The sequence below is a fragment of the Paenibacillus sp. USHLN196 genome (assembly GCF_037144955.1).
Classification (GTDB): domain Bacteria; phylum Bacillota; class Bacilli; order Paenibacillales; family Paenibacillaceae; genus Paenibacillus; species Paenibacillus xylanexedens_C.
Map to the genome: position 1 here is coordinate 759,565 of NZ_JBBCYH010000001.1, position 13,653 is coordinate 773,217.

Here is a 13,653-nt window from a genome sequence, read left to right on the forward strand (position 1 = left end):
CCCATATACTCAGGATAATTGCTGTGCCTTCAATTTGAGATCATTCAATATCTGCATCGCCTGAAGAGGCGTCATATTCATGACATCAATATCTTTCATCGTACGGATGAATTCTCGCGCTGGCTTATCCACCGCAACTACATCCGGTTTCGTTGGCACGTTCGGCTCATCATCCCCAAAGATGGACAGTTGAACCACATCCGAATGGGTCGAACTGGACTGTACCTTACCGTTCAGTTTCTTGGCATGCGGCTTCCCGGCCGAATCTTCAATAGAAGATGTGTAATCTGCACTTTCCGCAGTATCCTGCTCCCGGATCATTGGCGCCGAATCCGTGTGCTGGAATTCTACAGCTTTTACATTCAGGCCTGCTTCCTGCTTCTCGCTACCGATGTATTCACTGCCCACCGCTACTTGAGCAGCCGCATGTTCAAACCCATGCAACAATCCATTCGCCCGCTCAATAATGCTATCAGGCAGACCTGCAAGGCGCGCGCAATAAATACCATAACTGCTGCTGGCTGCTCCGGCAATCAATTTGCGCAGGAAATTAACCTTGTCACCGCTCTCCTGCACCGCCATCGAATAGTTGGCCAACTTGTCCAGACTCTCCTCCAGATGAGCAAGCTCATGGAAATGAGTCGATACAAGGGCCTTACAGCCAATGATATCATGTACATATTCGATGACAGATTGAGCAATCGCCATACCTTCGCTGGTTGACGTTCCACGTCCCAATTCATCAATAATGATCAGACTGCGCGGTGTCGCTTTGTCCGTCATGACCTGAATGTCGGCCATCTCCACCATGAATGTGCTTTGTCCGCCAATAAGATCATCCGCGGCACCAATCCGTGTGAAAATACGATCCATAATCGGCACTTCCGCCTGGCCCGCAGGCACAAAACAACCCACTTGCGCCAAAATGGAGATTAAAGCGACCTGTCGCATATACGTACTCTTACCAGCCATATTCGGACCGGTAATCAGCAGAATACGCGCCTCTTCCTTGGTCATTGCGGTGTGATTGGCAATAAATGCACCATCTCGCATGACAGCCTCAACGACTGGATGGCGTCCTTCTTCCACAACCAGGTCATAACCGTCGGTCAGCGTAGGTCGTACAAAATTGCGTTCTGCACTGATCACAGCAAAAGATTGATATACATCAATCTCTGCAACCTGTTCGGCCAGCTTCTGCAGTCTTGCAATCTCTTTGTTCAGTCGCTCGCGCAGCTCTGCGAACAGGCCATACTCAATATCAACCATTTTGTCCTGAGCTTCGAGAATCAGCGTCTCTTTTTCCTTCAACTCCGGCGTAATGTATCGTTCTGCATTGGCAAGCGTCTGTTTACGTTCATAACGTCCCTCTGGCAACGCGGACAGATTGGACTTGGTGATCTCGATATAGTAACCAAACACTTTGTTATATCCAATCTTCAGTGATCGAATGCCTGTCGCCTCACGCTCCCGTGCTTCCAGCTCCGCAATCCACTGTTTACCGTTGACCGAAGCCTCACGCAATTCATCCAGACGTTCATGGTATCCTTCACGAATAAGACCTCCGTCCCTTACCGATACCGGCGGCTCGTCCACAATGGCTAGCCCGATCGCTTCACGCAGATCATTGCAATCATCCATCGTTTCCGCAATATGCTGCAGTGTTGCAGAGGATGACCCTGCGCAATGCTGGCGTAGCCCCGGAATTTTCTCCAGCGATGATTTGAGCGCATTCAGATCTCGACCATTGGCATTACCAAAAGCAATCCGGCCTACCAAGCGCTCCAGATCATAGATATCTTTGAGTTCTGCGCGCAGGTCCTCACGCAATATAAACTGGTTGTACAGTGTATCTACCGCTTCAAGACGTTCATTGATCTTCCCTTTTTGCAATAATGGCTTATCGACCCAACGACGTAACATTCTCGCACCCATGGACGTCTCCGTCCGATCAAGCAACCAGAGTAATGAACCTTTTTTGGAGCGTTCACGCACGGTTTCCACCAATTCCAGGTTCCGGCGGGTAAACGGGTCCAGAATCATATAATGATCCGGCTCATAGGTTGAGATCTGTGTTAATTGCCCCAGAGAACGTTTCTGTGTCTCACTCAGATAGGAGAAAAGTCGTGCAATACACGCTTGACGTTCAGGCTCCAATCTGGCCCACACGGCCTCGCCAAACTGCTGACGGACCAGATCTTCCTTGTTCTTTGTCCATGATGTGTAGACCACTGGGCGACCGATTGGTGATGCCTCAGCTTCTACCGTTTCAAGCAGTGCTGCATCCCCAACCAGCTCCGATGGTTCATAGATGCCGATCTCATCCTTGAGCCATTCCTTGGAATACGGTACCGATGTCACATACAACTCACCTGTGGACAGATCACAAGCTGCCAACGCTAGCGTATTCTGATTACCTGTCAGGCAAACCATGTAGTTGTTGGACTTGTCCCCCAGGGTCTTGCCTTCCATCACCGTTCCGGGTGTGACCACACGTACAATTTCACGTCGTACCATGCCTTTGGTAACACTTGCATCTTCCATCTGTTCGCAAATCGCAACTTTATATCCTTTTTCAATCAGACGCTGTATGTAATTGTCAGCCGAATGATAAGGTACACCGCACATTGGAATTTTGTCATCCGCTCCACCATTACGTGCGGTCAGCGTGATCTCAAGTTCACGGGCAGCATTAATCGCATCCTCGAAGAACATTTCATAGAAGTCACCCAATCTAAAAAATAAAAAAGCGTCCTGCGCTTCGGCCTTCACTTGCAAATATTGTTGAATCATTGGCGTATACTGAGCCATGATGAATATCCTCCATCCCGTTCCTATGATGTCAGGAAGAAACGCTCCCTGGAAGGACAATAAGACGGTCAGGCACTGTATTTGCGCCTCCGCCTTATGTGTTGGCTATACGCCACTTCCTTCACAGGTTGCTGCTCCATATCTTCCGTAGCTATTACTTATAAAGGTTGTTCAAAAAGTCCGCTTTTGATTACGAAGGATGCCTAGTGGCATCATCAGCGTTGAATATGGCATTCAGCCGAAATAAGCGGGTGCTTACGAAGGTTGTTTCCTTCGGAAACAATGTAGTTGCTCACGGAGTTTTCCTACGCTCCGCTACTCCATTTCTAGCTTCATCCCATCTTCTCGGTACTGAAAACCGTTCTTTTTGAACACGCACTTAAACAGACTTGTTTCTTATTATATCAAAAAAACGTCCGCTCTTCATGAACCTGCCCGAATATTCCAGAGTTTGCGAATATCCCGGCTCTCATCCCAGGTTCTCCCCAGTTTTAATTGAAGGATTAACGGGGATGCATACCGTTCATATCGTGCATACCCATCCAACCTCTTCAGATCATCTACCAGAGTTGGGATGTGTTCCTGGATCACTTCGCGCTTTCCTTCATAAAAAGCGGTGTGTACCTCAGCTTTCTCCAACGGACGCTGCCGTAATTGAGTATACCCGCTCGCGATCAGACCTGCCAAGGCCACTACGCCTTTCGCAACAAGGGGCGAGACAAGAAAGCTGGGTAATGTACGATACTCAAAACCACCATAGGATTTCAGGCGAAAGTCACCAAGCGCTCCATAACGGGGCCGTCTCCCCGATCCACGCGGGTCCTGAAGAAATGCCAGTGGCAATGCCAGATAATTGTCCAGTGCGCGGAGTAGTTCCCCGGTAAGATTCACCCCGCTAAAATGAATATGACCACCAAGAGGTAACCCCCGCTGTGGCATCCCCCCTGCCTGCCAGATAAGCGAGTGATCACTGATGCTGCGGGAAGCCGCTGCGAATGCCCTCATTAGATGAGCCAGTAGCTCACGCGGCTCAGAGCTGGGTGCGGGCCGCAATTCGGCAACCGGATATATGCGCCGCCCACCAACCGTCACCGAATCACAACCTGCAATTCCTGTGCGTTCCAGAAATCTGGAGGCGGGTACGATTTTGGATTCTGGCATCTGTACAAGAAGAAACTCCGGGTCCATCCCGAGTATCGGCGTGGGTCTGTGACTCCGCTCCTCATCCAGAAGCCCCTGCTGCTGCCTCCAGCTTTCTCTGAAGGTAGCAGCAAGGTTGGTCACACCTTTCCATGGACACGGATCGATCGAAATCACTGCACACCCACCGTTCCCGGAAGATTCCATTCGAACAGCCCCATGATCCAGCCCTAACGTATACAGCGTTTTGATCGCCAGACGTTCAACTCGCTTGAATAAGGTTGAACTCGCCTCACGCTCTAACAAACTTTCTTGCGTCCCTCCCATGCCGCTAGTATCTTTGCGTTTGATCCGGATCGCTTGCAGACAGCTTATCTCCACATCATAGCGTACACGCAAACCTGGTTCACGCTTACGACGATCCCGCAGTGACAATACTTCAATGCCTGCCTGTTTCAACCGTCCTGTACGTTCATCTGAGGTCATATTTTCATACCGGCGTAACGCTTCCTCCGCTTGTTCCATCACATTCATTACGTCCCTCCTCCCGGTTCACGCAACTAAAATAAAAATAACCCCGCAATGCGGAGCCTTCTCGTGAAAGGTATTCCAGGCACTTTGCGAGGCTCATTACCACCCATTTTTCACTAATTAAGAAGAAAGAGGGCTTACGCCCTCTTCACCGCGCCTTCTGGCGCATATGATACCTTAGGTTATCAAATACAGGCGTCAAACTCACAGCTCATCGTCGAGCAGATCGGGATCGAGATCGTCATAATCTCCATCGCCACTGCCAAAGTCATAGTCCTTGTCTTCGTAATCACCGCAACCATCTGTGCAGACCTTCACACAAACTTTAGTCTCGGCAACGAGTTCCACAGCGAATTCCCGTTCTACCCGGATAATTACACTGCTTCCACCTGCTGATACTGTGGCTTCCACACAGCTAGGTTCCTGCGTTGCATCCGCAGATACCTCTACTGTGGAAGTCCGGTGTTTCGGGTCCAGATAGGACAAAGGCACATGTTCTACATACGACACCGTTTCTTTGGCTACATCCGTCTGCGAATTCTTGTCATAAGAATACCAAATGTTGATATCGTAAGTACCAATAACTTCAATTCCGTCACCCGCTGATACGGCTTCATATTGGTGGTTGATAATCCAAGCCCCCAAAATACTTGTCGGACCATTTGGCGGAGTCACGGTATGTGTTACGGTAGAGAACTTACGACCTTTGCCGCAGATCGCCTTCGTGATAATCTCTCTACATTGATGTTTATGACTCAATGACATCTTTAAACCTCCTCCATACAATCATTCACTACAAGTGTATGCAGGGCATTCGTCTAGGGTGACAACTATTTTCTATTATTCGTTTGTAGATTGGGACCGGTCCGAGATTGGGGATGGCGCTTTGTCCTTCTTCGCGACTTTCAGATACAGCGCGAGTTCACGGCACAGCTGGAGAATTGCAGAACGAATCTCGAATTCTTCCCTTGTATCCGGCAGCTCCATACGTTTGAATTCTTCTTGCACATCTGCAAGAAGTTTTTCAGTTCGTCCGGTGTAGGATTCAGTAAGTACATCCTGACTAAGCTGATCGAATAACTCCGATACCATTTCCGCATGGGGCATTTTCTCATATATTTGGGACACCAAATGCATCATGTGCTGGATGGAGTCCAATTGCGTTTTGCGCATATAGAAGTAGACACTCCATTCCTCATTCGGATGAATTACCTGATTCTCCAAAGAACGCTTGGCTGCTTCGATGCCGCCCAAAATCGCTTTATCTGCTTCAATCAGTTCTCTCCCCGCCCACGCTTCATTAGGATTACGCAGCGTCGCCGCGAATTCCTTGAAGATCTTCGAGAAAAGTTCATCGATTCGTTTGCGAATGCGCAGCATCTGTGGATCTGCTGCCGGCATATAGGCCAAGTTAACCGCCATTGCCGAACCAAGGCCAATCAGCAGCAAAGCAATTTGCACGAGAATGACATGAATGTCCATCTCCCCGCCGCCAAACACCCGAAACACCACGACCGAACCTGTCACAATGCCCTCCTTGAAGCCTACCCGGACAATCACCGGAAATGCGATCAATATGTATACGGCCAGCACCCAGTAATGGAAGCCTAAAAAGTGAAAGAGTACACTTGCAAATAAAAGTCCGACTACTGAAGCGAAGAATCTCGCTGATATGGTGCGGATACTTCTTTTTCTCGTTACATCCACGCCAAGAATGGCAAGCAATCCCGCTGATGTTGGTCCCGGCAAGCGGCACCAGTCCGCAATCAATACGGCCATTAATGCGGCGATTGCGGTTTTAATTACCCTAAAACCCATTTAACATTCCATCTCCTCTAAGCTGCAAAAAAGTTCTTAGCCAGCTCATCGCCTCATTCATATGGACTACTTGTCCGATCGTCTGATCTCTCACGAGATCTTCGGATACGAACCATCATGACTAGTATGACTCAACCAACTGTAAACTAGACGACATCAACCGACATGCGCATGCATGCCGGTCACAGCAACACGCCCCGAATGAGGGACGCTGGCAAGTTAAATCGTTGCGACAGAACCTCAAGTCCCTCTTCTCCAATCATCGCATTCATTCCGGATCTGCGCGGAATATTCATACTAAATATGGTACTTGATTTTACGGTATCGGGCAATGTGACACCCCTTGTGAAATTGTATACATATCATAAACGAAAATAGTATCAGCTAAACACGATAAAATCATCTGCGCCCAGCCAGCAATTTGCGTTCTGCATACACAACCAGTTGATACATAGCTGTGGCAACTGCAGCGATAATTAACAGACTCGATAATACCAATGTGAAGTTAAACACCTGGAATCCGTAGATAATCAGATAACCGAGCCCCTGTTTGGCGACCAGAAACTCACCCACGATCACACCAACCCAGGCCATGCCCACGTTGACTTTCAAGGTCGATACAATCGCCGGAAAAGAAGCTGGCAACACTACTTTCGTAAATATCTCGGAACGGTCTCCACCAAACGTACGAATGACTTTAATATAATTGGAATCCACTTCGTTGAAGCTGTTATACACGACCAGTGTCGTGATAATGACCGTGATAGACAACGTGGTCATGACAATGGCTGTAAAACCAGCGCCGAACATCACGATAAAGATTGGGCCGAGTGCTACCTTTGGCATACTGTTGAACACAACCATATAGGGGTCCAGCACTTTGGACAAAAAAGGAGACCACCAAATTAGAACGGCAAGCAAGGTTCCGACGAGTGTTCCCAGCAAAAAACCGACTGCCGTTTCCCCTACGGTTACCGCAACATGCGCCCATAACTCGCCGCTGGCGATGTCCTTGCCGATCTGAGCAAAAATTTTACTTGGGTAACTGAACAACAGCACATCAATCCAGCGAAGTCTTCCTGCCAGTTCCCACAACAAAAACATAGATACTAGCATGGATAACTGTACAGCAAGTACTTGATGTCGCCATCTGGCCACCTGCTGAATGTGATTCCGATGCAGCTGCCCCATCCATTCGTCACGTTTTTCCTGCTTCGGATTCGTTTGATTCACGCGTCTTTCTCACCTCCCCCGGACTGGTCCAGTTCACTCCATAACGCCTGAAACAGCTCATTGAATCCTTCTTGCTCCCTGGCATGAAACGGCTGAGATTTGCGTATTCCATCGGGAATGACAAATTCACGACGAATGCGCCCTGGATTGCGATCCAGTACAATGACGCGGTCACTGACCGCAATAGCTTCAGACAAGTCATGGGTGACGAGTACAGAGGTTTTGCCAAACTGTTTTAACGTATCCGAAACCAGATCCTCCAGTTGCAGCTTGGTTTGGTAATCGAGCGCCGAAAATGGTTCATCCAACAATAGAATTCCCGGATCGGTTGCCAGCGTACGCACCAGCGCCACTCGCTGTCTCATGCCTCCTGAAAGCTCTGAAGGGTACTGATTTTCCGTTCCTGCCAGACCCATACTTACCAGAAGTTCACGTACACGCTGACGACTCCGTTCATCCAATCTGCCTGTCAGTTCAAGTCCGATCAATGCATTATCCAGAATGGTCCGCCATGGAAACAGATAGTCCTGCTGGAGCATGTAACCAATCTGCGATGAAGGGCCACCAACAAGCTTGCCTTTAACCTTAACCTCTCCTCGGGTAGGTGTGAGCAGACCGGCAATGATCGACAACAACGTCGTTTTACCGCATCCGCTCGGTCCTACCAGACTGACGAATTCCCCTTTTTGGATCTCCAGACTCAAGTCTTCTATAACCAGTGAAGCTTCCCGCTCACTAACGTAGACTTGAGATATTCCTTCCAGTCGGATCACACTTTCGGATTCAGGCATTCTGCTCACTTCCTTTCCTGAATACCCCATTACTTCGATGTTGTGGCTTCTTCCGCATAGGCATTATCCACAATTGCATTCAAATCTACGCGTTGTTTCAACTCCCCGGCAGCACTCATGACATCAAGCAGATTGTTCCACTCTGTCTCATCAATGATCGGGTCCGTTGCATAGGTGCCCTGTTCCTTATAACGGTTCACACTACTGACCAGAATGGCTGGATCAATGTCTTTGAAAAAAGGAGTAATGACTTCCGCAATCTCTTCAGCCGTATGAGAATCTACCCATGCTTGCGCTTTATGCAGACCATTCGTAAACTTCTGGACGATATCCTTATTGTCGTTAATATAGCTCTGTTTCGTCATGAAGACCGTGTAAGGCAGGTGACCACCTTCTGCTCCAAACGATGCTACAACCTTGCCCCGACCTTCTTGTTCAAAGATGGAGGCCTGTGGTTCAAACAGCTGTACAAAATCTCCCGTGCCTGAAGCGAAAGCAGACGCAATGTTGGCGAAGTCCACATTCTGAATCAGCTCCAGATCACTTTGGGGATCAATACCATGTTTGTTTAGCGTGAACTCCCCTGCCATTTGCGGCATTCCGCCCTTTCTCTGTCCTAGGAACACACTCTGATTCAGTTGATCCCAATCAAAGCTGCCTTCCGGATTACGAGCGAACAGAAAAGTACCATCTGTCTGGGTGAGCTGGGCAAAGTTAATGACCGGATCTTCTGCTCCCTGCTGATAGACGTATATGGACGTCTCCGCCCCTACCAGCGCAATGTCCACCGAACCTGCGAGCAATGCCGCCATCGTTTTGTCTCCGCCAGCCGTCGTCTGAATGTCCACCTCAAGCCCCTGCTCCTCAAAAAAGCCTTGAGCCACGGCCACATACTCCGGTGCGTAAAATACCGAACGAGTCACTTCGCCTATCGTAATCTTGGCTTCATTCTCTTCCTTATTACAGCTGGTGAGCGCCACAATGATAATCAGCAGAATAACGATGCCCCGGACAAACCATGGCGTGTATTTCATGTGTTTTTCCCTCCTTCACTGGTTTCAGCAGTTTCTCTCTATTATGGATATGCCGCTGCCAAACAAAAGGTTAAGAACTTAAATACAAAAAAGAGCCGGGCAATGATGCCCGACTCTTCAGCTCTTCTAAATGTTATTCAATATACTATTTATTGGATATTACAGCTTGTAAATCTCGGCATATTTGGCTTCCAGATAATCTGCCAGATAATCGGGGTTCAATTCTTCACCCGTTACGGAAACAATCAATTCGGAAGGTTTGCGACTTTTGCCATAGCGATAGATTTTGTCTGTAAGCCATTCTTTGATTGGAATCAGATTACCTTCGGCAATATGGCTATCAAACTCCGGCATTTCCTTGCGCAATGTATGTAGAATTTGAGCTGCATACATGTTACCCAGAGAATACGAAGCAAAGTAACCAAAGTCACCACCGGACCAGTGAACATCCTGAAGAACGCCTTCTCCATCATTCGTTGGCATAATACCGAGGTATTCCTTGTATTTTGCATTCCAGGTCTCTGGCAGATCCTTCACTTCAAGGCCATCATTAAACAGCATTTTCTCAATCTCATAGCGAATAATAATGTGCAGGTTATAAGTCAGTTCATCGGCTTCAATCCGAATCAGCGAGCTTTCCACCCGGTTGATTGCACGATAGAAATCTTCCAGTTCAACCTCGTTCAGTTGCGGGAAATGCTGTTGCAAATCCTTGTAATAGCGTGTCCAGAATGGCAGGCTGCGACCAATCATATTTTCCCATAGACGAGATTGCGATTCATGAATACCCATTGAAGTCCCTTCGGCAAGAAGGGTGCCCGCCAGACTCTCATCAATATTTTGCTCATACAGGGCATGTCCGCCCTCATGCAGTGAACTGAAGACTGCGCTTGCTACATCATCCTGCAGATAGTGTGTCGTGATCCGCACATCACCCGGGTTCAGGCCCGTTGCAAAAGGATGAACACTCTCGTCCAAACGTCCTGCTTCAAAGTCATAACCCATCTGTTCCAGGATGAACAGACTGAACTTTTCCTGTTGTTCGGTGTCAAACAGCTGGTTCAAAAACTCTGTATTGGGCTTGTTGTCCGAAGCATTAATTTTCTCTTGCAAAGGTACCAAACGTGCTTTGAGACGGGCAAAAACAGCATCCACTTTCTCAACCGTCAGATCCGGCTCATACATATCAAGCAGCGTATCATAACGAGTATCCTTCACACCCCAATAATCAATAAACTCCTGTTTAAGCTTAACGATATCTGTCAGATAGGGTGAGAACCCTGCGAAATCACTGTTATGTTTGGCATCTTCCCATGCCGTTTCCGACTTGGCTGTGAGCACGGTATAGGCTTGTACTTTTTCCGGTGGTACGGACTGACTGCGATCATATTCTTTCTTGCAATCTTCAACCAGACGACGATCTATATCTTCGAGTTGTTCCAATACCGCTGGAGCAGTTAATGCATCCAGGCAGGTCTTCATGTCAGCCGAAGTTTGCAATTTGAATGCTTCGGTGGACAACATACCTAGCGTCTCCGAACGAGTCGGAACGCCTTTTTTCGGCGCACCTGTGCGCAAATCCCAGTGAAGCAAACCAATGGCTTCATGATAACTCTTAATTTTACGAGCCAAATTACGGAAGGAATCCAAATGTTCCTGTGTTTGTTTATCCATTGTTAACGTCCACCTCTTCAAAAAAAGTTTATACACCTATTGATGATACTTTTCCCATTGAGTATAATCAACTTTTAACAGAGGCAAATTGCATTATTCTACTACAAAGGTTGAGTAATGCCGTCTGCTGACGGTGATATACCAAAAAAGCAAAGGCGCGTAGGACAAGCTGCATCGAATGCAAGTGGCCGTGCTCGTCGTATTGGATAACAGGAGGCAATAGACATGAACAACATTCAAGAGATTTTGGCTTACAACAAATCATTTGTCGAGACCAAAGAATACGAAAAGTATACGGCTGGCAAGTTTCCAACCAAAAAGATGGTTATCATTACTTGTATGGATACACGTCTGGTGGAACTGCTGCCCAAGGCCATGAATCTGAAGAACGGTGATGTGAAAATCATCAAAAACGCAGGCGCGATTATCTCTCAGCCTTTCGGCAGTGTAATGCGTAGTGTGCTTGTCGCCATCTATGAACTGGGTGCAGATGAAGTCCTGGTTGTGGGGCATACAGAATGTGGTATGGCTTCCCTTCACGCAGAGACAATGATTGGACATATGGTTGAGCGTGGCGTATCAGAAGAAGTTATGACAACCCTGGAGAACTCTGGCATCCGTTTGCAAAAGTGGTTGCGCGGGTTTGACAGCGTCGAAGAAGGGGTAAAACATACTGCGGAAGTGATCAAGAAGCATCCTTTACTTCCTCCCAATGTACCCGTCCACGGCATGGTTATCGACTCTGCCACAGGGGAGCTTGATCTTGTCGCTGAGGGGTATGGACAACAGGCATCTCTCTAAATGGTTTGGAGTGCGGACCTTATGGTTCGCACTTTTTTTGTCTAAATTAAGGCAGTTGTTCTGTCAGGTTGTCAAACCATACAGTTTCAGTGTACACTTTTATGAAAGCGGTCAAAGAAAGCAAATTTGTTTATTTTCTCTGACCCAGCCCTAATATTAAGGAGACATGTGCATGAACATACTTTCCTACGGATTGCTCGGGCTACTTACCCGCGAGGAGTCCTCGGGCTATGATCTGATGCTGAAGATTCAGCCGCATTGGCAGGCCAAACACAGCCAGATCTACCCACTCCTGTCCAAGATGGAAAACGATGAGTTATTGGCCTCCCGCTGGGTACAACAGTCTGACAAACCGGACAAGAAAATGTACGCAGTCACGGAAAAAGGCATTGAAAAGCTCTTGGAATGGATGATTACTCCTGTTACCGCACCGGTTACACGCGATGAGTTTAATTTGCGTATCTTGTGTGTTGGCATTGCGGAAGACGGAAGCATGAGACGCATTCTTAACGAGCGTAAAAGCTGGTTTATGGAACGCATACGTTATTTCGAGGATCTGAAGTCGCGTATACCTCAGGATAACCTTCGTGTAGGTAACCGAGATTTTGGAAGCTACATCCTAGTACAAAAAGGGTTAATGAACGCACAAACAGGCCTGGAATGGTGTCACTGGGTTACCCAATTGCTTGATGGCCAAGGTGCAATTCAAGACCCAAGTCCAAGCGTTTCAGAAACTTAATAAAATTTGAAACGTTCCTGCAAATTGACCGTATTACATGAGTAAGGCCCATTTTTGGGCGATCCAAACAAATTAATCGGGGGGTTACGATCTTTACAATGAAGAAAAAATTTGGAGTTAAACATCTAATGATGGTATTTATGGCCTTTACATTATTGTTCGCCACAGTGGGAGTAACGAATCCGGATTCTGCGGATGCAAGACGTGGTGGCGGATTCAAATCCGGCACGAAAAGTTATAGCAATACACCTAAGAAATCCGATTCCAACAGTAACGTGAATCAATCCAATTCCGGTAATAACTCCGGTACTGGTGCAGCTGCAACTCGTGGTGGTGGATTCTTCGGCGGTGGCGGCGGATTCATGAAAGGCATGATGCTTGGTGGTCTTGCTGGTATGATGTTCGGCGGATTGTTCGGTGGCATGGGCGCTCTGGGTAACATCCTCGGATTGCTCGTGAACGTTGCAGCAATTATGTTAATTGTTATGCTTGCTATGGCACTCTTCAGAGCCATCTCCAATCGTCGCAAACCTGCAGCGGATGGTCGTTATGACCGTCGCAATGATCGTGATGATGACCGTAACAGAAACGGACGGTACTAATCTCTATGGTTCTGAGCATGGATGAAATTGTGAATGCAATCTGTATTCATATGGCAGAACGTAAGGGTGTACGTCCAACCGATGTGAACGTAGAACTGAGTTGGGAAGAAGATACAGGTTATTCCGCTGAAGTTTGGATCCAAGGACGCAGTCAATATCTGGTGGAGTCCAACATGATTGAAGCGATTCTTCGCTACCTGCACAGTGAATACAACATCCGGGCGTACCGTGAGAACGTACGACTTGATCTGGATGAAGAGATCACAGCGATCGTTAATCAATAAGATAGGTCACTCACTGGCCTGATATACGAAAGACCGCCTCCCCTCTGTCGCCTGACAGAGATGGAAGGCGGTCTTTTTACTTTGGACAGATTGTAATATGAAGTGCGACACCCGCTGGAAATAAATAAAAAATGGCCCATGGCCGGATTCGTGTAGAATGAAGTCACCACAACAACCATTCACACAAGGAGAATC

At 47.7% G+C, this 13,653-nt stretch carries 13 protein-coding genes; 4 read left to right on the forward strand and 9 right to left on the reverse strand.

Going from position 1 to position 13,653, the window contains the following annotated elements; genetic code table 11:
• Positions 1 to 9: 9 nt before the first annotated feature.
• The 9 genes from mutS to WFI24_RS03320 all read right to left on the reverse strand — a co-directional run bounded on the left by mutS (position 10) and on the right by WFI24_RS03320 (position 11,032).
• Positions 10 to 2,811, reverse strand: coding sequence for a DNA mismatch repair protein MutS (gene mutS / locus WFI24_RS03280; protein ID WP_336758723.1), 2,802 nt, complete (start codon positions 2,809 to 2,811; stop codon positions 10 to 12).
• 423 nt (positions 2,812 to 3,234) lie between these two features.
• Entirely contained in the window at positions 3,235 to 4,485 is a 1,251-nt protein-coding gene (locus WFI24_RS03285) for a putative amidoligase domain-containing protein (RefSeq protein ID WP_336758725.1), read from the reverse strand.
• Positions 4,486 to 4,686: 201 nt separating this feature from the next.
• Positions 4,687 to 5,247: an outer spore coat protein CotE gene (locus WFI24_RS03290; RefSeq protein WP_062835006.1), complete on the reverse strand. Its 561-nt coding sequence runs from the start codon at positions 5,245 to 5,247 to the stop codon at positions 4,687 to 4,689.
• A gap of 75 nt (positions 5,248 to 5,322) precedes the next feature.
• Positions 5,323 to 6,300 carry an aromatic acid exporter family protein gene (locus tag WFI24_RS03295; RefSeq protein ID WP_145322142.1) on the reverse strand — a complete coding sequence of 326 codons (978 nt, stop codon included), beginning with the start codon at positions 6,298 to 6,300 and terminating at the stop codon, positions 5,323 to 5,325.
• A gap of 182 nt (positions 6,301 to 6,482) precedes the next feature.
• Positions 6,483 to 6,632 (reverse strand): hypothetical protein, encoded by a 150-nt coding sequence (locus WFI24_RS03300; protein WP_336758726.1) that lies wholly within the window; start codon positions 6,630 to 6,632, stop codon positions 6,483 to 6,485.
• A 67-nt stretch (positions 6,633 to 6,699) separates the two neighbouring features.
• Positions 6,700 to 7,491 carry an ABC transporter permease gene (locus WFI24_RS03305; protein ID WP_145324112.1) on the reverse strand — a complete coding sequence of 264 codons (792 nt, stop codon included), beginning with the start codon at positions 7,489 to 7,491 and terminating at the stop codon, positions 6,700 to 6,702.
• A 38-nt stretch (positions 7,492 to 7,529) separates the two neighbouring features.
• Complete coding sequence (locus tag WFI24_RS03310; protein WP_336758727.1) at positions 7,530 to 8,324, reverse strand: ABC transporter ATP-binding protein; 795 nt, start codon at positions 8,322 to 8,324, stop codon at positions 7,530 to 7,532.
• Between the two features lie 29 nt (positions 8,325 to 8,353).
• Complete coding sequence (locus tag WFI24_RS03315; RefSeq protein ID WP_336758729.1) at positions 8,354 to 9,358, reverse strand: ABC transporter substrate-binding protein; 1,005 nt, start codon at positions 9,356 to 9,358, stop codon at positions 8,354 to 8,356.
• 159 nt (positions 9,359 to 9,517) lie between these two features.
• Positions 9,518 to 11,032 carry a carboxypeptidase M32 gene (locus WFI24_RS03320; RefSeq protein ID WP_336758731.1) on the reverse strand — a complete coding sequence of 505 codons (1,515 nt, stop codon included), beginning with the start codon at positions 11,030 to 11,032 and terminating at the stop codon, positions 9,518 to 9,520.
• Positions 11,033 to 11,257: 225 nt separating this feature from the next.
• On the opposite strand from WFI24_RS03320, the gene WFI24_RS03325 reads away from it, so the two are divergent.
• From WFI24_RS03325 to WFI24_RS03340, 4 genes are all read left to right on the forward strand, one after another.
• Positions 11,258 to 11,833: a beta-class carbonic anhydrase gene (locus WFI24_RS03325; RefSeq protein WP_336758732.1), complete on the forward strand. Its 576-nt coding sequence runs from the start codon at positions 11,258 to 11,260 to the stop codon at positions 11,831 to 11,833.
• A 172-nt stretch (positions 11,834 to 12,005) separates the two neighbouring features.
• A complete protein-coding gene (locus tag WFI24_RS03330) occupies positions 12,006 to 12,572 on the forward strand; it encodes a PadR family transcriptional regulator (RefSeq protein WP_336758734.1) in 567 nt (188 codons plus the stop codon).
• A gap of 98 nt (positions 12,573 to 12,670) precedes the next feature.
• Positions 12,671 to 13,174, forward strand: a complete 504-nt coding sequence (locus WFI24_RS03335) for a hypothetical protein (protein WP_336758736.1) — start codon at positions 12,671 to 12,673, stop codon at positions 13,172 to 13,174.
• Positions 13,175 to 13,179: 5 nt separating this feature from the next.
• Entirely contained in the window at positions 13,180 to 13,458 is a 279-nt protein-coding gene (locus WFI24_RS03340) for a YxcD family protein (RefSeq protein WP_017687903.1), read from the forward strand.
• Positions 13,459 to 13,653: the final 195 nt, after the last annotated feature.